The organism is Thermotoga sp. KOL6, assembly GCF_002866025.1.
In the GTDB taxonomy this organism is placed as follows: Bacteria; Thermotogota; Thermotogae; order Thermotogales; family Thermotogaceae; genus Thermotoga.
In genome coordinates this window covers 323,606-342,896 of record NZ_LNDE01000002.1, presented here as the reverse complement: position 1 = coordinate 342,896, position 19,291 = coordinate 323,606, and the positions used below count along the sequence as shown (strand labels likewise).

The window sequence follows — 19,291 nt, the reverse complement described above, 5'->3', positions numbered from 1 at the left end:
AAGATAAGCGGAAAACACATCAATACTTTAAAATGTTCAAAAATCCCGTTTAAGGAGTGAGAAGAGTGCGAGTAGGAATTGCGGGACTCGGAACGGTAGGGGGGAGCATATACCGAATACTCAAAGAAAGAGGAGATGAAATAGAGAAGAGAGTTGGGGAAAGATTCATTGTTTCAAAGGTAATAAACCGGTCTCCAAAAAAATACGAGTTCTTCAATGTACCCAAGGAAGAAATAGCGTTCGATTTCGACGATCTTATACTCAACAGCGATGTGGTCGTGGAGGCTATAGGCGGAACGGAGGCCGCGGTTGAGCTCGTTCGTCGTGCACTGGAGCTTGGAAGAATTGTCGTGACACCAAACAAAAATCTCATTTCCGAATACGGGAACGAATTTATGGATCACATAAAGAAGAGGAAGCTTTTTTTTGAAGCCTCGGTAGGTGGTGGTATACCGATCATCTCTCTTCTCCAGGACTATCTCATATTTCAAAAGGTAACCAAAATACGAGGAATAATGAACGGTACTACCAACTACATTCTCACAGAGATGAGTAAGGGAAGAACGTTCGAAGAGGTTCTCAAGGAAGCTCAAGAATTGGGATACGCTGAAGCTGATCCGACCAACGACATTGAAGGATACGACGTCGCTTATAAAGTGTCCGTCTTAGTGGGCGTGGTCACCGGGAGATTTCCTGGTATCCACAATGTGAAATTTGAAGGAATAACCAAAATAAATCCCGAGTATCTGAGAAACGTCATAAAATCTGGAAAAAAACTTAAATTGATAGGAGAAATGGATTTCGCCCAAAAAAGATACGAAGTTCGTCTTCAAGAAGTAGGACCAGGTGATCCCTTTTTCAACGTGGATGGTGTGGACAACGCCATAGAAGTTTCAACAGATCTCGCTGGTGATTTCTTGTTAAAGGGAAGAGGAGCGGGGGGGTATCCTACAGCCAGTGCTGTTATAGCAGATTTGTTCAGAGTTGCCAAATACAAAGTGTTGGGTGGTGCTGAAAGATTCTCCGTCGTGGTGATGAAATTCGGTGGAGCAGCAATATCTGATATTGAGAAGTTGGAAAAGGTGGCAGAAAGAATAATCAAACGAAAAAAGAGTGGTGTGAAACCCGTCATTGTACTTTCAGCGATGGGCGATACGACGGATCATTTGGTTGAGCTCGCGAGGAAAATCGATAACAATCCTGATCCAAGAGAGCTGGATCTTTTACTTTCCACAGGAGAAATACAGAGTGTGGCACTCATGAGCATTGCCCTCAGAAAAAGAGGATACAAGGCGATTTCTTTTACTGGAAATCAACTTAAGATCATAACAGATAAAAGATACGGTTCTGCAAGAATAATCGACATCAACACAGATATCATTTCAAGGTATCTAAAACAAGACTTTATACCAGTTGTTGCTGGTTTCCAAGGGACGACAGAAACAGGTGACATAACTACCCTTGGAAGGGGAGGATCAGATCTCACAGCGATTGCACTTGCTTACTCTCTTGGGGCTGATTTGTGCGAACTATACAAGGATGTTGACGGTGTTTACACCGCGGATCCTCGTATCGTAAGGAACGCACGAGTCATAAAAGAACTATCATGGGAAGAGATGATAGAGCTTTCCAGGCATGGAGCTCAAGTATTGCAAGCGAGAGCTGCAGAGTTTGCCAGAAAATATGGAGTCAAAGTTTTGATAAAGAACGCACACAAAGAAACGAGAGGAACACTCATATGGGAGGGGACTAAAGTGGAGAATCCTATTGTGAGAGCCGTTACGTTTGAAGATGGTATGGCCAAGGTGGTTTTAAAGGACGTACCGGATAAACCCGGGGTCGCTGCAAGAATCATGAGAACTCTCTCTCAAATGGACGTGAACATTGACATGATCATACAGGGAATGAAAAACGGAGAATACAATACCGTGGCTTTCATCGTTCCAGAAACTCAACTTGAGAAATTGGATTTCGATCTTTTGAGAAAGAGAAGTGAAGCAAAGGATGTGATCGTCGAGAAAGGGCTAGCCAAGGTTTCAATCGTCGGGGTGAATCTCACTTCTTCTCCAGATATATCCGCCACACTTTTCGAAACTCTTGCTAACGAAGGAATCAACATCGATATGATCAGTGCCTCAAGTAGCAGGATTTCTGTGATCATAGATGGAAAGTATGTAGAGGATGCTGTTAAAGCGATACACAGCAAATTCGAGCTTGATAAGGAGTGATGAGGATTGAGTTTGCTCAGGAGGTACAAAGAGTTTCTACCGATCACCGATAGAACTCCTATGATTTCTTTGAACGAGGGTAACACGCCCCTCATTCCCCTTGTGAACATGAGCAAAGAACTCGGCATAAACGTCTACGTGAAATATGAGGGGGCAAATCCCACGGGTTCTTTCAAAGATAGAGGAATGGTCGTTGCGGTGGCCAAAGCCCTTGAAGAGGGTTCAAAAGCTATTATGTGTGCCTCTACAGGAAACACATCGGCTTCCGCTGCTGCCTACGCCGCCAGGGCGGGAATAAAGGCAATTGTTTTGATACCTGAAGGAAAGATCGCATTGGGGAAACTCGCACAAGCCATGATATACGGCGCGATGGTGCTTCAAGTGAAAGGTAATTTTGACAAATGTTTGGAATTAGTTAAAGAAATTACTTCGAAGTATCCTATCACCCTTGTGAACAGTATCAATCCTTACAGACTCGAAGGGCAGAAAACGGCAGCTTTTGAAATCGTTGATGAACTTGGGGATGCTCCTGATTATCATTTCATACCTGTAGGAAACGCTGGAAACATTTCTGCGTATTGGATGGGTTACAAGGAATACTATCACCGCGGCCTCTCGAAAAAACTTCCCAAGATGATGGGTTTCCAAGCGGAAGGAGCGGCTCCAATCGTTAGAGGTCATCCAATAGAAAATCCCGAGACTGTTGCCACAGCTATAAGAATAGGAAACCCTGCAAACTGGGAGAGGGCAGTCCAAGCGCGTGATGAATCCGGAGGAGACATAGACATGGTGAGCGATGAAGAGATTCTCGGAGCACAAAAGCTCCTTGCTCAAAAAGAAGGGATATTCTGCGAACCCGCTTCTGCAGCTTCGATCGCGGGACTTCTGAAGAAGCATAAACAAGGCATTTTCAAAGGCGGAGAAACGGTGGTCTGCACACTCACAGGAAACGGGTTAAAGGATCCTAACGTTGTGATTTCTCAACTTGAGCCACCTAGAACCATAGAGGGAAAGATAGAGGAAGTTTTGGAGGTATTGGGTTTATGAAGATTCATGTACCTGCCACAACCACCAATCTCGGAGCGGGATTCGATGTTTTTGGTCTCGCACTCGATTTGTACAACGAGTTGATTTTCTCGTTCAATACAAACGAGACAAAGATAAAGACCACCGGAAAATATGCAAGGGATGTAAAGGACACTAGACTTTTTTTTGAGGTCTTCGATTTTTTTGAAAAACAAACTGGTTACAAAATTCCCCCGGTTGATATTACACAGAATTGCAATATTCCCGTATCCAGTGGGTTAGGATCGAGCGCAGCCGTTATTGTATCTGCTTTGCATATCGCCAATGAAGGAATTGGAAAAAAACTTTCTCAGGAGGATCTGATGAGTTTGGCAATGAAGTTAGAGGGACACCCCGACAATGTGCTTCCTGCTTTCGTTGGAGGACTGGTTGTCTGCTATCAAGAGGAGAATTCCTTTGATTACGAAAAATTTGAAATTGACGTTGAACTCACTTTTCTCATTCCGAATTTCACACTCTGTACGAACAATATGAGAAAAATTTTACCTCAAAAGGTACCTTTCAACGACGCGATCTTCAACATTAAAAATTCTTGTCAATTCCTCGCAAAAATTGCTTCTGGAAGAATACACGAAGCCTTCAAATATGTTGGAGATAGGCTCCATCAATCTTACAGAATCAATCAAAACAAGAAAATGAAAGAATTTGTCGAAGCAATCGTGTCCAAGAATCCTTCCTATTGGTTTGTCAGCGGCTCTGGGCCTTCAGTGTGCGCTGATATAAAAGATTTTTCTAACATCCCTCATCTAAGAGAAGTCTTACGATTGAAGGTTAACAACAAGGGATTGGTGATAGAATAAAGCAAGGGTGATCTTTGTGAAAGCAGTAACAGTTGAAAATTTGACGAGAAAAATAGGAGGTAAAGTGGTCTTAAAAGATGTTTCTTTCGAGATTGAAGAAGGAGAAATCTTCGGTCTCATAGGCCCGAATGGTGCAGGGAAAACGACTACATTGAGGATCCTTTCCACTTTGATAAAACCCTCCTCTGGAACTGTTTCGATCTTCGGAAAGGATCCAACCAGAGAACCACATGAAATCAGAAAACTCATCAGTTACCTCCCAGAAGAAGCGGGCGCTTACAAAAACATGAAAGGGATTGAATACTTGAGGTTCATTGCAAGTTTTTACGCAAATGTTCCCGAGGAAACGGAGAGAATGATAGAACGAGCTATCGAAATCTCCAGTCTTGGAGGAAGAATAAAGGATAAAATATCAACCTACAGCAAGGGTATGGTGAGAAAACTACTTATAGCACGTGCACTCATGGTGAATCCTCGACTTGCTCTCCTCGATGAACCCACTTCTGGTTTGGACGTGTTGAACGCAAGAGAAGTGAGGAGAATATTAAAAGAAGCTGTGAAAAATGGCCTTACGATTCTCCTATCTTCCCACAACATGTTGGAAGTAGAGTATCTCTGTGATCGAATAGCTTTGATATATGATGGAAGAATCATCGAACTAGGGAGCATTGATGAACTCAAAACTAAATACGGAGCACAGAACATAGAAGAGGTTTTCGAGGAGGCGGTAAAGTGTTTGGAAAACTCCTAAAAAAAGAAATAAAAGAACTTCTTAGCGTAGGAACTTTGATTTCTGTCCTCATCATCTCGATCTTGTACGGATCACTGGGGAACATATTCAAAAGCACCATAAAAGAAACTGCTAAAAAACCGAAGATAGCCATTGTAGATGAAGATGGAGGGAAATTCGCAAAAATTGTAAAACAAGAACTCGAATCGTTGACGGATGTCGTGTACATTGGAAGCAATTCAAATGAAGTTGAGAAGATATTGAAAGAGAAAAAGGTTTCGGCCGTTTTGGTCTTACCGAAAGGATTCTCTGAAAATCTTGAAAATCTCAAGCATTCACAAATTGAGGTATTCTGGTATTTGAAAGGCACGGGTATTTCCGATACAGTCTCCACTGGAATAATTTCTTCCTTACTTGAGACTCTGAAACCAAAGATTGCCGAGATTTTTCTTGGAGACAAAAGAAAAGTCAATTTCCTGTTCGCACCATTTGTTGTGGTTCAACATACGTATTTGAAAAACCTCTTCTTCCAGAACACTTCTCCAGTTTCGATAATGAACATGTTCTACTCGCAGAGCATCATGATACCACTTCTCATCATGATGCTCATCATCATGTCAGGATCTTCTCTCATATCTTCACTTGCCTTGGAGAAAGAAAACAAAACACTGGAAACACTTCTCACGATGCCTATAAAAAGAGAATACATTGTCCTCGCCAAGATCGTGGGAAGCACAATCGTGGGGTTGATTCTCGCAGGAATCTACATGATAGGATTTTACAACTATATAAATTCTTTCTCTCAAGGGATAGAAGGAGTAGGAATACGATTCGGTGTATTCGATCTCGTCCTGATTGGAACGAGCCTCTTTCTAGCGATATTCGTCGGGCTTTCGTTGTGTATACTCCTTGGAATCATGGCGAAAGATACCAAGAGTGCGCAGCTTCTCACTTTCCCAATATCGATTCTTGCGTTGATTCCAATGATGGCAAACATGATAAGAGATTTTCACAACCTTCCCAATGCTTTGAAGGTGGTAATCTTTGCCATCCCTTTTTCGCACCCGATAATGGCTCCGAAATTAACTCTTTATGGAGACTATGATCTTCTTGTTTGGGGAATTATCTACCTCGCTGTGTTTTCAACGATCATCACGAGTTTCGCTTTCAAGCTTTTCGGATCGGATTACGTGATCTTGGGATGGCAAAGATCAGAAAAAAGAAGACTTTTTCTACACTGAATTCTTGACCGCATAGTACACGTTCATATGTACTCTTTCATCGAAGGCTTCCGGGATGATACGATACGGTTCCGGGTCGCAAGATTTTGCAATCGCTTCAATTGCAGAAAAGAGCATTTCTTTCGTAATCCTTGTCCTTCTTTCGACAGCACCTTTCATTATTCCAGGAAAAGCGAGCAAATTGTTCACTTGATTTGGATAATCCGACCTTCCTGTTGCAACAATGAATGCTCCAGCTTCTCTTGCAAGTTTTGGTTCTATTTCAGGAACAGGATTGGCCAAAGCAAAAATGACAGGTTTCTTGTTCATTCTTTTTATCCATTCAGGTTTTAAAATATTTCCTCTGGAAACTCCTATGAAGAAATCCGCTCCTTCTAAAGCTTTCTCTAAATCTCCAGAGATTTTTTCTGGGTTGGTAACACGAGCGATTTCCAAGTGGTATTCATTTAAACAAGTTGCCGAGTCCTTTTCATTCAAAATTCCGTTTTTGTCGACCGCCACAATGTTTTTAACTCCGAGATCAAGGAGAAACATCACGATGTTGTACCCCGCAGCACCTATTCCATTCACCACTACTTTGACTTCGTTTATCCTTTTCCCTACAAGCTTCAAGGAATTGAGAAACGCTGCAGCAACCACAACTGCGGTACCTTGCTGATCGTCGTGGAATACGGGTATATTCATCTTCTGGGAGAGTTCCCGAAGCACTTTAAAACATTTGGGAGATGCTATGTCCTCCAGATTTATTCCTCCAAAGCTGGGTTCTAAGCTTCTTACGATCTCAATAATTTTTTCTTCGTCACTCTCAGAAAGACAAATGGGAAAAGCATCAAGGTTCGCAAAAGCTTTGAACAAAAACGCTTTTCCTTCCATCACAGGAAGTGCTCCATACGGTCCTATGTTCCCAAGTCCCAAAACTGCACTTCCATCTGAAACGACAGCAATGGTGTTCCATCTCGATGTGTATTGATACGTTTTCTCCGGTTCCTTGGCACAGATTTTGGCAACATCGGCAACTCCCGGAGTGTAAATCAGAGAAAGAATTTCGCGGTCCGCTTTTTTAAAAGGAATAGAAACGTGCACTTTTCCTCTGAGCAGTCTGTGAATCTCCAATGCGTCCATCTTCTCACTCCTTGAAAATCGTTTCTCCTTCACTGTCGATAGCTACAATGAGAGGAAAATCTTCAACTTCTATCTCGTATATAGCCTCCGGGCCGAGATCTTCAAAAGCTAGAACCTCTGAATTTTTTACTCTTTTCGAAAGTGCCGCTGCTGTTCCACTGGGAGCGATGAAATAAACCCTCTTCCATTTTTTACAGACTTCCACCGCTTTTTGAGATCTCTTTCCTTTTCCCACTGTGGCTAAGACTCCAAGTTGAAAAAGCATTTCGAGGAAATCGTCCATTCTGGCACTTGTGGTAGGACCGATGGCTCCAACACCCCTACCACAAGAGGGTTTGGCAGGACCCGCATAGAAGACTATTTCACCCGTGAGATCCACTGGGAGTGTTTCTCCTTTTTCCAGAAACACCTTCAACCTTTTCTGAGCTTGATCCCTCATGACGATAAGCTTGCCAGAATAACGAATCTCTTGGCCGGCTTTCAACTTTTCAACTCTCAATTATCACTTTCCCCTTTCTACAGAGATAGCAATCCACAGAAATGGCAACAGGCAAAGTGGCTATATGAGTTGGAAAACACTCCACATGAACGGAATAAACGGTGGGTCCTTTCCCCAAACCTTGAAATCCTATACCGAGGAGATTAAGTTCCCTCTCGAGTTCCTCTTCCAATTTCGCATATCTAGGATCTTTGTTTCTTTCCTTAAAATCTTTAGTAAGTGCGAGTTTTGAAAGTAAAACCGCTTTTTCTGCTGATCCTCCTATACCGATACCAACGTGTAAAGGTGGGCATGCCTTTGCCCCGTTATTTCTGATGTGTTCTATTATCAACTCCTTTACTTCGATCACACTCGAAGAAGGATTCAACATACGAAGCAACGCTAAATTTTCACTGCCTCCTCCTTTGACAAGGAATCTTATTTCAAGTTTTTTCCCCGGCACATGGAAAAGATGCACAACGGCAGGAGTATTGGTGTTGGTGTTGATCCGATCAAAAAGAGGATCTGAAACCACAGAGTACCTAAATGGAAACTCAGTGTAGACTTCTTCAACAGCCTTGTTCAGAATATCTTCAATAGGCTTTTCAAATGCCAACTTGTGACCTGCAAAAACGAAAAACTCCACCAAACCTGTATCTTGGCAAAGAGGTAATTTTTCTTCTTTGGAAATACGAAAGTTTTCCTTTATTATATCAGAAAAAGGACCTTCGTATCTCTCGAGGAATGTTTCTACTTCGCGATTTATTTTAGTGTTGGCGTCAACGAGAGCTTCTTTTACTTTTTTGAGGATAACATGTTCGTGAATCAACATTCTTCACCTCGCAATGAAATTATACCATTGTAAGGAGGGAGAATATGAGGATTGTTGTGAACTTGAAACCAGAGGAAATTCCAAAACATTGGTACAACGTGTTGGCAGATCTTCCATTCAAATTGGATCCGCCACTCGATCCAGAAACCAAGCAACCCGTTTCTCCAGAGAAACTTTCTATCATCTTTCCAACGAGCTTGATAGAACAAGAAGTCTCTGAAAAACGCTTTATCGAGATTCCTGAGCCAGTTTTAAAAGAGTACGCAGTCTATCGTCCCACGCCTCTTATCAGGGCCACTTTTCTAGAAGAGTATCTCCAAACCCCTGCGCGAATTTATTACAAACATGAAGGCATGAGCCCAACGGGAAGCCACAAACCTAACACAGCTCTTCCACAAGCCTACTATAACAAGATAGAGGGTGTAAAAAGGTTGGTAACGGAAACAGGAGCTGGTCAATGGGGAAGTGCTCTCTCTTATGCTGGTAACAAATTCGGGCTGGAAGTGAAGGTCTTTATGGTCAAAATAAGCTATCAACAGAAACCTATGAGGAAGTACATGATGAATCTCTTCGGAGCAAAAGTTACACCGAGCCCTAGTGAAGAGACAAATTTCGGCAGAACTCTACTGGAAAAAGATCCAGACAATCCTGGAAGCTTGGGAATTGCTATCAGTGAAGCGTTGGAAGTAGCCGTGTCGGATCCGGGAACCAAATATTCCCTTGGAAGCGTCTTGAACCATGTACTACTCCATCAAACAGTGATCGGGTTGGAGTTGAAAAAGCAACTCGAAGTTCTCGGAGAAGAACCCGATGTTATTTTAGGATGTCACGGAGGAGGTTCTAATTTCGGAGGAACTATTCTCCCCTTTGTTCCTGAAAAACTCTCAGGTAAGAACATCAGATTCGTTGCGTGCGAACCCGACGCATGTCCTTCTCTAACAAAGGGCAATTATGAATACGATTTTGGAGACACAGCAGGTCTCACGCCACTTCTTAAAATGTACACTCTTGGAAAAGATTTCATTCCCCCAAAAATACATGCTGGTGGGTTGCGATACCACGGCTCTGCTCCCATCATAGCCAGACTCGTAAAGGAAGGAATAGTGGAAGCTCAAGCATTCGATCAAGAAGAAACTTTCCAAGCAGCCAAGCTTTTCGCCAAATTGGAAGGTATCATACCCGCTCCAGAGTCCGCTCATGCCATAGCAGGGGCAATAAGAGAAGCAAAAAAGGCAAAAGAAGAAAGGAAAAATCGTGTGATAGTATTTACATTGAGTGGGCATGGATTGTTGGACCTCACAGCGTACGCATAAAGGAGGAAAATTCTTGGAGAAAAGGTTAGTTTTCTCAATATATTTGAATCTTCTCATCACGATTGCAGAAGTAATAGGCGGCCTTATTTCTGGGAGTCTCGCCCTTTTGGGCGACTCCCTTCACAATTTTTCTGACACTATGAGTCTCCTTGCCAGTTTCATAGCAATGAAAGTTGGAGAGAAGTCCAAGAATGAGAAATACACCTTCGGTTACAAGAGGACAGAAATCATCGTGGCGTTTTTGAATGCCATTTCTGTAGTTGTGATATCAATTTTGATCTTTGTAGAGTCTGCGAAAAGAATCGTTCAGGGTAATGTAGTGAACACAACGGTTCTCTTGTACGTTTCAACTGTAGGACTGGCCGCCAATCTCCTCTCGGTTTTGTTACTCCACACCCACAGCAAGGAAAGTCTAAACGTTCGTTCCGCATATCTTCATCTCATAGCTGACACACTGTCTTCCGTGCTCGTGGTTCTCGGAGCGGTTCTCATGAAAACTTGGAGAATATATTGGTTGGATCCTATTCTCGCTCTTGGAATAGCTATTTACATGTCGAAGGAAGCGTACGAGATACTAAAGGAAACGGTTGAAATTTTGATGGAAGCTTCTCCGAATCTCGATTTTAAAAAGATAAAGGAAGAGATAGAAAAGATTGAAGGAGTCAAGAACGCTCATCATTTTCATGCTTGGAGAGTTGGAGAAAAGGAGTTGCATTTTGAGTGCCATGTAGAAGTGAACAACATGGAATTAAAAGACGCTCAAAGGATCATAGACGATATTGAAAATCTCATGAAAAAGTACAATGTTACACACGTGACTGTTCAACTGGAATGTGGAAGATGTGATGGAAAAATGATATGTGATTAGAGTCTCAACAAGGGTTCTTCTTTCAAAAATCTTTTGTCGCTTGTAAAGAAAATGATCTGCCTACTCGAAGCCAAATTTTCCAATTCTTCCAGGAGGAGATCCACCTTCTCATCATCCAAGTCAACAAAGGTGTTGTCTATAACGAGGGGGATTTCCACCATCAAAACCCTTGCCAGAAAGTTCTTCACGTAAAAGCTCAAAATCTTCAAGGCAGATGTATTCAAAATTTTCTTTGCGGGCTTTTCGTTTGGAACACTCACGGAAATCTCAAGAAAAGGTGATACTTTGAACATGATAGGCTCACCGAAGAATTTTTTGTACACACTCCCCAACTCTATTGCCAACTCATTTGCGTAACTATTTAGAAAATCTTCGTATTTCTTTCTCACCTTCTCTTTGAACAAAGGAATATTTGCAATCGCTCTTTCCATCAATTCAAGTTCTGCTTCTTTTCTGTAAAGGCTCTCTATAAAATCGAACGGATCTTCAAGAGAGGGAATCGTTAGACTTTCCAACTCCTCTTCTATTCTTTTCAGTTCCTTTTCTAACTCTTCTATTTCAACATTGGATTTCATCGATTCAATCTCTTTTTTCTGAGTCAGGAGTCTATTCAAGTTTTTTTGCAAGTTCTCCTCCAGTTTCTCGAGTTTCAATTTTTGCTCCAATTTTTCTAGATTTTCCAGCAGTTCTTTGGATGTTTTCACTCCTAAATTATCCAAACGTTCACTGAGTTCACTCTCTTGATTTTTTAGATACTCCCTCAACTCTTCTAAACTTTTTCTTTTTTCCAATAGAGAAGATTCCACGGAATCCTTTAGTATAAGGAGTTCCCTGATTTGAATTTCCACATTCTCAAGTGCTTTTGTAGGATCAGATCCGTATTTTTTAAGGAAAGGAGCCATTTTAAAAACATTCGAAGCCACTCGATCCTTCAAAACGATTTCGAGTTCCGATAAACTCTCAACACCTATTGAGTCTCTCATACGATTCAACATCTGGTTCTTCTCCTTTACTAACTCTCTTTTCTGTGAAGAGAGAGAAACAAATTTGGTTTCAAGATCGGAAAGTTTACTCTTCACCTTGAAATAACCCCACAGAGAAATAGCTGCACCGATGGCACTCGCTATTGATAAATACACGAACAGAATATTAGAGATCAAAAATGAAAAGACAACCGAAATTGCTGAAAAAGATAGAAGAGCACTGACAAAGATTTTGACAACGGAAGACAATCGATCGATCCTTTTCATTCCGTCTCCTACTTTTTCCATTTCCTCGGTTATATTGTTCAACCGACTCTCTACCTTTTCAAGAGGTTCTCTCAATCGCTTTACGATTTCATTCACTTTTGATTTATGCTCACTCTCAAAGACACTTATTTGGAGTCTCAGATTCTCCACTTTCAACTTGAGTTCCTCAAGACTGTTTGCAGAAAAGTCTTCCAGAATGGATTGCAATTCCCCTTTTGTTTCGAGCGATTTCTTCTCAAGTTCTTCCACTTCTTTCTCAAGCTGTGAAATTCTCTTTTTCAGATACTCCACCTTTTGAAAGAAATCGTGAACTTCTCTCAGTTTCTCACCAGGCGGAAGTTGTCCAATCTTTTCTAGTTCTTTTCTAACACGCGAAATCTCCTCTTCTGTTCTTTCTATTTCAGAATTGATCGCCTTCAACTTCTCACTTTTCTCTTCATTGAATTTGTTTCTCGCTTCATCTAATTTCTTCTTCTTCTCTGAAAATTCATCTTGTAGTTCCTTCTTCTTGATGAACCATGAGAGTGTTTCCTCCCGTCTTTTTCTCCAACCTTTCAGAATTTCTTTTAAATGTAAAATCTCACTTTCCAGACTCTTCTCTTTCTCCAACAAGCCTGCAAAGTTTTCGTTTAAAACCTTTTCCATTTTCTTAGCTTCCGGAAGATTCTTGTAACTCTCTACAACCATAGAAGATATATTCTTCGAACCATCAAGGCTTTGATCGACATTCTCTGGAAGAAAAGAGGTGAAAATGAAAACTTCCGGATCTATCACCCCATAACCGAACGCTATCGTTCCTTCGTCTGTTTCCAAATGCCCACCAAACTTGTTAGCGTACCAAGGTTTGTAGTTCTCTACCTCGGGTAGATCCCCAGTCAGGCAATATCTTATGAAATTCGCGAGCGTCGTTTTTCCCGCTGCATTTCCTCCGTAGATAATGTTCAACCCATCCTTGAGCGAAAACGAAAAGTTCTCGAATTTTCCGAATCCTTCAACGTGCACATGCTCTACCTTCATAGTTCCTCACCCACTTGAATTTCCTCTAAAAGAAAGGTATCCAACTTTGGCCAATTCTTCTTTTTCAATACTTTTCCAACAAATTGAAAATTCTGCCTATCTTGAAATCTTTTGTACTCACTATCCCATAGAATCCCTTTCAAAAGAACAAGAGAGTTTTCCGGGATATCCGCCAAATTCAGTTCATCGTATATTTCCTTCTCAAAAAGATTCACTTTGTATTGGGAAAGGTCTACCCTCTCGAAGCCTTTCCCTTCATCATAGAGGAGGCATTCACAAGGGTCAGCCAAGGGGGATGTGGTGAAATCAGGAAAAGACACATCAAATTCCCGTTCTACGGGAAGACCCAAATATTCAACAATCTCATCAAGAATAACGGAACCAGTCGGAATGAACTCCATTATGAACCTTTCTGCCGAGAAAGGGTTTACTTCGTCGCTGAACAGGTTAATAAACACAAACTTCCTATTCTTGAAAGCTCTGAAAATGTAGTTCATCATTTCCAGTTTTATTCTGTCCAGAGTTTCCCTAAAAAGAACCGTCCCTCCAGGATAATCAAAAAAACGCAAATCCTTCAGCAAAACGTATTCCATCGTCTTCCTCCTTCAAAGGTTTTTTAAGAAGATTTAAGGAGTTCTTTTTTGTTGTTTCAAGCGGATGTTACAGCGATCAGTTAAATTCTGAATTGCGTGTCCCTCATCCCCCCGATCCCCCCTAGACCCGATTAAGTAAAGAGATGAAGTATGGGAGGGACGAAAGTCCCTCCTTTGTTTTCTATCGCGGTATATAGAGGCTTAAATCTTTCTCTATGTTGTTTATTCTGCTTTGTTTCACTTGCACTATCTTAGTGGGGTGATGAGAAGTTCCTACACCGAAGACAAGAAGAAACACCCTATCCGGAATGCCTACCACTAATGTCGCGTTTCTCGGTACCGCTATATCGTATTCCGTTGAAATTTTTGGTTTTTTATAATAGAAGAACCTATAGGGGGAAAGACCCGGCTTTACGTCGCGGGAAAAGAGAATTTCCTCACCATCTTTGACAGTAATCCAAACTGGATCGTTGCCTATAACAAAAACTCTTATATAACCAGTCGTCGGATCGTCTTCTATCTCAGAAAATATCCTCTCAAAATCCACATTAGCTTTTTCGAAATATTCATAGGCAGTTATGTAGCGACTAATGATGGAGTTCGGTTTTAAAAGTGACTCCATCAATTTTAATCGCTCTTCATAATTTTCGAATTTCGATTGTATTTGTTCCTCCAACTTCGAGATTTTTGTTTCCAACTTTCTAAAGAATAGAAGATTGAAAACTGAAAGAACGAAAAAGAGTAGAATGGCAACTACGATAAGGGAAGCAAAAAAGGTTGCAATAGTTTCTCTCTTCACGATCCTATCACCCTAACTTCGATATTATACGTTTCACCTTTTGTACAACGTTGTCTACTTTTTTCGTCGAGACGTCACATTCTCTGGATATTTCTTTGTAAGAGTAACCATCTAACCACTTGGTAAAAATCTCTCTTTCGGTCTCTTTCAGATTTTTCAACACTGTTTCTAAAATTATATCAGAGAGGGCATTTTTTTCGACATCACACCTGTTGTCGGGTATTTCGAAAGGTGAATCGTCCTCTTCCTTTTCCATCCCATCAACTTTTACTGCCTCAGAAAGCATCTTATTCTTCTTTCTGTTCATGTAAGTGAGAAAAGATTTTATCTCAGAATCTATACTTCGCCAAGCAAAGGAAGTGAAGGAACTTTTCGAACTGTCATAATAGAAGATCGCCTTTATCAAACCTACCAAGCCATTTTGTATAATATCATCTTGCTCTGCCCAACTGGCGAAATATTGCGTTGATATCTTTATCACCATTGGATAGTACTTCTCTATTATAAGATCCATTGCTTCTTTGAAACCCGCTTGTGCGTACCTCACCAAATCCTCTACTCTCTTCCCTCTCAATCGGTATTTCAACATTTTATCCGAGAGACCTCGGATCCAGAGCGTCTCTCAACGCGTCTCCAACAAAATTGAAGGACAAAACTGTAATGAAGATAAACAACCCTGGTATGAGGAGCCACGGATACCTAGTCATGTAAGTAACGTTCTGTGCTTGGGCAAGCATCAATCCCCAACTCGCACTCGGTTCTCTTATGCCAAGCCCTAGGAAACTCAAGCCTGCTTCTCCCAGAATGTACCCGGGAATGGCAAGTGTGGCAGCTACTATCAAATAGCTTGCCGTATTTGGTAGCACATGTCGAAACAGTATTCTCGTATCTGGAAATCCAAGGGCCTTGGCGGCCTCAACAAATTCTCTCTGTTTTATTGAAAGCACCATTCCCCTTATCACCCTAGCTCTTCCAGCCCATCCAATGAAGGAAAGGATGAAAACGAGCAATATGTATACCTGAGTAGAAGGAATGTCGAGTGGCAATAGAGATCTCAACAGAATCAACAAATAGAACCCAGGAAGTGACATGATGATTTCAGAAAATCTCATCATGAACTCATCCACTATCCCACCGTAGTATCCAGATATTCCGCCGAATACTAGCGACAAAACGAATGTGATGAACATTCCTATGAAACCTATGGAGAGAGATATTCTGGAAGCGAAAACTATCCTACTCCAAATGTCTCTTCCGTATTGATCTGCCCCCATGATGTAAAACCTTACATATTCATTGTTATCGTAGTTTTCTACTCCAAAGAGATGATATTGGAAGGGAACGAGCCAGAAGAGATACCCTATTCTGTTCTTTTGATCAGCTCCCCAGGATTTGATGAACCATCTTATTGGATAAATTTTATAATCGTAATCAACAACCTTTCCAGGTACCATCTCTATATCTTCACCTTTTTTGACAAGAACCATGTTTAGTTTCTCTTTCAAAACGACTTTTTCAATATCATCTGGGGAATTCAATCCAAACCTGAAACCATACTTCCCAAAGTACGTATCCTTTGCTACATTGGACGTTGTTTCTATCTCAGCTTCACCTTTGCTCAAGACTTCTTCATCGTATCCGAAAAGGAAGTAATCCACCACTTTTGTGTTGGAACCAGCATACTTCTTAGAACCATCTTTCAAAATAAGATAGTACTCCTCATCCACCATAAACGAAAAACCGGTAACCCCTTCCTTACCTATTTCGTAAACAGCCTGGGTTCCGTAAACATCCAAAACTATTCTCCTTGGGAATACCATTTCGTAAAATTTGCGCTCGAAGGTGGTTTTGTCTACGTAACTTATCGTGGGAAGAACATAGGCACCGACTCGTTCACCTTTGTACTCTCTGTGTATTTTCGTTGGAGGAGCAAAAGAATGTTTCAAAGATTGTTCATAAGGATGATATGGTGAGAGGAAATCGGCAAAAAGAGCCATGAGATAGAGGACTATCAAAACGTATACTCCAAACATTCCAAGCTTGTTTCTCTTGAAAGCTCTCCATATGAGTTCACGTCTGGACAATACCTTTTCTTTGAATTCTATTTCTCCATTTTCGATTCTTATCGCCTTTTCCTCAGCCATGATGACTCCTCCTTCATTCAAATCTCACTCTCGGATCCACAGCGGCAAGTAGAATATCGGCAACAAGATTACCAATAACTAGCATCACTGCACTGATAACAGCAGAAGCCATGACTATGTAGATATCTTGTTGCAAGAGTGCTTGATAAATGAGTCTCCCCATGCCAGGCCAAGCGAAAATATTCTCTATGATCACCGCTCCCCCCAACACACTCGATATGCTGAAACCAAGGAAGGTAATCATCGGATTTATCGCATTCCTCAAGGCATGCTTGTATATCACCACACGTTCCGGCATTCCTTTCGCACGAGCAAATTCCACGTAGTCTTCATTGAGAACATCCAGAAGGCTTCCTCTCATGTATCTCATTAAGGATGCAAATCCTCCAAACCCGAGTGCTATGGTTGGAAGAACAAGATGAGATGCTATATCTTTAAACCTTTCCCAAGTGCTCATCTGGGAATGGTTGACAGACACCATTCCAGCAATCGGAAACCAACCGGTTTTCGCAGCAATGAAAAGCAAGAGAATGGCGAGAAAGAATCCTGGAAGAGCGATTCCACTGAAAGCAACAACAGTAAGAATCTTGTCCCAGATACTGTACTTTTTCAAAGCGGAGAACACACCCACTATTATTCCCAGAATCCATTGGAACGCTAAAGAAGAAACGGATAATATAACCGTGGCGAAAACCCTTTCCCAAATGAGTGTAGAAACGGGTCTCCTGTAGTAAAACGAGTATCCAAAATCCCCCTTTAGAACGTTCTTCAACCATATTCCGTACTGAACAATCCAAGGTTTATCCAAACCAAGTTCTTTCTCCATCTTCTGCAGAAATTGTTGAGAAACAGATGGGTCTAATCTGTACATATCCAGAAAATCACCGGGTGCTGCCTGCATGATTACGAAAACAATAAAAGAAATGATGAGGAGTTCAGGAATCATGATGATCAGTCTGCGTGCGATGTACTTGAGCAAGTGATATCACCTCTTTGACTGAAAGTTTGAAAGGGAAGGGGGATCCCCCCTCCCAAGAATTATTGCTCTTTCCAAATACACTCTTGATTCCAACCCCACATACCACCGAAAGCAGTAGGATCGAGGTTGTGCAGTTTATTGCTGTAGGCGTACAGATAGAGTTGTTGCGTCGTGTAAATGAGTGGCAGGTGTTCGGAGACGAGTCTCTGGAATTCTCTGAACATGTCAACAACTTTTTCTTGATCGAGTATCTTCACGTTTTCTTCGAATATCCTGTCGATTTCTTTTTCCCAGTCAGGTGAGTAATAATCGTTTGGATCGACGAAGTCCTTAACTTCTGGATGATAGTTCCAGAAGTGCAATGCACCCTTTATTCTCCACACGTTTGCTCCACCTTGCGGTTCATCAGATCCCGTGAGTCCTATGATAACCGCTTCCCAATCACCGTTTACTACGAGTTTCTGTACCAACGTATTGAAGTCTATCGGTGCAAACGTGACATCCATTCCAAGTTTCTTGAGAGCTTCCGTTATGATATTCCCCATACCTTCTCGGACCTGGTTACCAGCGTTCGTCAAGAGAATGAACTTCACAGGATTTCCTTCACCGTCGAGGAGTTGACCGTTCTCGTCCCACTTGAAGCCACCAAGTTTGAGCATTGTTCTCGCAAGATCGAGATTGTACGGGTACTTTCTGAGGACAGATTCATCGTAGTAAACAGTTGCGGCTTGACTGATCGGACCCCATTGTTCCACAGCAAGACCGTTGTACAACGTGTCTATCATGGACTGTTTATCAATAGCGTATGCTACTGCTTTTCTGAAGAATTCATTCCTGAACCATTTTCTCTTCACAGGATCGGGAGTATTCCAATTGAAAGTGACGAAAGTTGTACCGAAGTTCGGTCCGCCAACTCCAACGACCCAACCTTTTTCTTCGGCCATCGCTTTGATTTCTGCATACTCTGTACCGCGAGGACCATAGACATCAACTTCTCCGTTCTCAAAGGCAAGTCTCTGAGCGTCCTGAGTGGGAATGATCTTGAAGATTATTCCATCGAGGTATGGAAGCTGCTTCCCGTCTTTGTCATGTTTCCAGTAGTATGGATTGCGGACAAATCTTACATATTGATCAGGTACGTATTCAACGGGAATAAACGGTCCAAGACCTACGATCTCACCGTTGTTAATTGCATCAACCGTCCAGAATTCTTTGAACTTTCCTTCTTTCACGTAAGATTCTGCGAGGTGCTTCGGGAATATAGGAATACCTCCAATGTATCTTATCGCAAGCCTGTAAGTTTTCTTCAGTGTTGTCTTCAACGTGTAATCATCGATCTTTTCAGCAACAGGCCAGTTGTCAGCAAAAAGATCTTGCATGTCGTTCGGAATGTCAGGATTGAAGTACACGTCGTTGATAGTGAACACAACGTCGTCCGCTGTGAACGGTGTTCCATCGCTCCATTTGATACCTTTTCTCAGGTACCAAACGATTTCCATGCTTCCATCCTCGTTCTGTTTGATCTCCCATCTTTCAGCGAGAGCAGGATGGATTCTTGCGTGATTGTCGAGTTCTATCATTGAAGCCATGAACCTTCCTATCACATCAGTTGAGCTCGTTTCTTGGGCAACAACATCGTTACAAGTTCTCGGTCCGGAAAGTGTTGGTACCACTAACGTTCCCCCGTACTGTCCTGTAGCATCCGCCCCGATGTACGTTTCAAACTGGGCAAACGGCGAAAGTTCGGCAAACAGGGCTAAAGCAAGAACCAAAGAAAGGGCCACTAAAAGTTTACGCATAACAACACACCT

General features: G+C 41.8%; 17 protein-coding genes. 7 read left to right on the top strand and 10 right to left on the bottom strand.

All coding sequences use genetic code 11. The annotated features are described in order from the left end of the window. Nucleotides 1-65 precede the first annotated feature (65 nt). From AS005_RS05915 to AS005_RS05895, 5 genes are read left to right on the top strand one after another with little or no spacing between them, the layout of a single operon-like run. Entirely contained in the window at nt 66-2,228 is a 2,163-nt protein-coding gene (locus AS005_RS05915; RefSeq protein ID WP_101510767.1) for an aspartate kinase, read from the top strand. Nucleotides 2,229-2,234: 6 nt separating this feature from the next. Beyond that, nucleotides 2,235-3,275, top strand: a complete 1,041-nt coding sequence (gene thrC / locus AS005_RS05910) for a threonine synthase (RefSeq protein WP_101510766.1) — start codon at nt 2,235-2,237, stop codon at nt 3,273-3,275. Continuing rightward, nucleotides 3,272-4,114, top strand: coding sequence for a homoserine kinase (thrB, locus tag AS005_RS05905; protein ID WP_101510765.1), 843 nt, complete (start codon nt 3,272-3,274; stop codon nt 4,112-4,114). Before thrC ends, thrB begins: the two co-directional genes overlap by 4 nt. Nucleotides 4,115-4,130: 16 nt before the next feature. Continuing rightward, nucleotides 4,131-4,865 carry an ABC transporter ATP-binding protein gene (locus tag AS005_RS05900; RefSeq protein ID WP_101510764.1) on the top strand — a complete coding sequence of 245 codons (735 nt, stop codon included), beginning with the start codon at nt 4,131-4,133 and terminating at the stop codon, nt 4,863-4,865. Beyond that, on the top strand, nt 4,847-6,085 hold the full coding sequence (locus AS005_RS05895; RefSeq protein ID WP_101510763.1) for an ABC transporter permease: 1,239 nt from the start codon (nt 4,847-4,849) through the stop codon (nt 6,083-6,085). The genes AS005_RS05900 and AS005_RS05895 overlap by 19 nt, the downstream gene beginning before the upstream one ends. Here AS005_RS05895 and AS005_RS05890 read toward each other — a convergent pair. Genes AS005_RS05890 through AS005_RS05880 form a run of 3 tightly spaced genes read right to left on the bottom strand, consistent with a single transcriptional unit; the run spans nt 6,077 to nt 8,514 of the window. Beyond that, nucleotides 6,077-7,207: an NADP-dependent malic enzyme gene (locus AS005_RS05890; protein WP_101510762.1), complete on the bottom strand. Its 1,131-nt coding sequence runs from the start codon at nt 7,205-7,207 to the stop codon at nt 6,077-6,079. The genes AS005_RS05895 and AS005_RS05890 overlap by 9 nt on opposite strands. 4 nt (nt 7,208-7,211) lie before the next feature. Continuing rightward, a complete protein-coding gene (locus AS005_RS05885) occupies nt 7,212-7,706 on the bottom strand; it encodes a FumA C-terminus/TtdB family hydratase beta subunit (RefSeq protein ID WP_101510761.1) in 495 nt (164 codons plus the stop codon). Continuing rightward, nucleotides 7,696-8,514, bottom strand: coding sequence for a fumarate hydratase (locus AS005_RS05880; RefSeq protein ID WP_101511015.1), 819 nt, complete (start codon nt 8,512-8,514; stop codon nt 7,696-7,698). Before AS005_RS05880 ends, AS005_RS05885 begins: the two co-directional genes overlap by 11 nt. A gap of 47 nt (nt 8,515-8,561) precedes the next feature. On the opposite strand from AS005_RS05880, the gene AS005_RS05875 reads away from it, so the two are divergent. Further along, on the top strand, nt 8,562-9,830 hold the full coding sequence (locus tag AS005_RS05875; RefSeq protein WP_101510760.1) for a TrpB-like pyridoxal phosphate-dependent enzyme: 1,269 nt from the start codon (nt 8,562-8,564) through the stop codon (nt 9,828-9,830). 13 nt (nt 9,831-9,843) lie between these two features. Beyond that, a complete protein-coding gene (locus AS005_RS05870) occupies nt 9,844-10,698 on the top strand; it encodes a cation diffusion facilitator family transporter (RefSeq protein WP_101510759.1) in 855 nt (284 codons plus the stop codon). Here the strand turns inward: AS005_RS05870 and AS005_RS05865 are convergent. The 7 genes from AS005_RS05865 to AS005_RS05835 form a co-directional block, all read right to left on the bottom strand. After that, nucleotides 10,695-12,965 carry an ATP-binding protein gene (locus AS005_RS05865; RefSeq protein ID WP_101510758.1) on the bottom strand — a complete coding sequence of 757 codons (2,271 nt, stop codon included), beginning with the start codon at nt 12,963-12,965 and terminating at the stop codon, nt 10,695-10,697. The genes AS005_RS05870 and AS005_RS05865 overlap by 4 nt on opposite strands. After that, nucleotides 12,962-13,558 carry a hypothetical protein gene (locus tag AS005_RS05860; protein ID WP_101510757.1) on the bottom strand — a complete coding sequence of 199 codons (597 nt, stop codon included), beginning with the start codon at nt 13,556-13,558 and terminating at the stop codon, nt 12,962-12,964. The genes AS005_RS05865 and AS005_RS05860 overlap by 4 nt, the downstream gene beginning before the upstream one ends. A 181-nt stretch (nt 13,559-13,739) precedes the next feature. Then, nucleotides 13,740-14,357 carry a hypothetical protein gene (locus AS005_RS05855; protein WP_101510756.1) on the bottom strand — a complete coding sequence of 206 codons (618 nt, stop codon included), beginning with the start codon at nt 14,355-14,357 and terminating at the stop codon, nt 13,740-13,742. Between the two features lie 7 nt (nt 14,358-14,364). Continuing rightward, the gene (locus AS005_RS05850) at nt 14,365-14,946 is read right to left on the bottom strand and encodes a sigma-70 family RNA polymerase sigma factor (RefSeq protein WP_101510755.1); all 582 of its coding nucleotides are present in this window, start codon (nt 14,944-14,946) and stop codon (nt 14,365-14,367) included. 1 nt (nt 14,947) lies between these two features. Then, nucleotides 14,948-16,501 (bottom strand): ABC transporter permease, encoded by a 1,554-nt coding sequence (locus AS005_RS05845; protein WP_101510754.1) that lies wholly within the window; start codon nt 16,499-16,501, stop codon nt 14,948-14,950. 13 nt (nt 16,502-16,514) lie between these two features. Next, nucleotides 16,515-17,480, bottom strand: a complete 966-nt coding sequence (locus AS005_RS05840; protein ID WP_101510753.1) for an ABC transporter permease — start codon at nt 17,478-17,480, stop codon at nt 16,515-16,517. Between the two features lie 59 nt (nt 17,481-17,539). Further along, a complete protein-coding gene (locus AS005_RS05835) occupies nt 17,540-19,279 on the bottom strand; it encodes an ABC transporter substrate-binding protein (RefSeq protein WP_101510752.1) in 1,740 nt (579 codons plus the stop codon). Nucleotides 19,280-19,291: the final 12 nt, after the last annotated feature.

What these genes read in the sequence shown, in the direction of transcription:
- thrB (WP_101510765.1), top strand. Translation starts at nt 3,272, where the DNA reads ATGAAGATTCATGTACCTGCCACAACCACCAATCTCGGAGCGGGATTC.
- AS005_RS05835 (WP_101510752.1), bottom strand. Translation starts at nt 19,279, where the DNA reads ATGCGTAAACTTTTAGTGGCCCTTTCTTTGGTTCTTGCTTTAGCCCTG.
- AS005_RS05860 (WP_101510757.1), bottom strand. Translation starts at nt 13,558, where the DNA reads ATGGAATACGTTTTGCTGAAGGATTTGCGTTTTTTTGATTATCCTGGA.
- AS005_RS05850 (WP_101510755.1), bottom strand. Translation starts at nt 14,946, where the DNA reads ATGTTGAAATACCGATTGAGAGGGAAGAGAGTAGAGGATTTGGTGAGG.
- AS005_RS05845 (WP_101510754.1), bottom strand. Translation starts at nt 16,501, where the DNA reads ATGGCTGAGGAAAAGGCGATAAGAATCGAAAATGGAGAAATAGAATTC.
- AS005_RS05865 (WP_101510758.1), bottom strand. Translation starts at nt 12,965, where the DNA reads ATGAAGGTAGAGCATGTGCACGTTGAAGGATTCGGAAAATTCGAGAAC.
- AS005_RS05890 (WP_101510762.1), bottom strand. Translation starts at nt 7,207, where the DNA reads ATGGACGCATTGGAGATTCACAGACTGCTCAGAGGAAAAGTGCACGTT.
- AS005_RS05875 (WP_101510760.1), top strand. Translation starts at nt 8,562, where the DNA reads ATGAGGATTGTTGTGAACTTGAAACCAGAGGAAATTCCAAAACATTGG.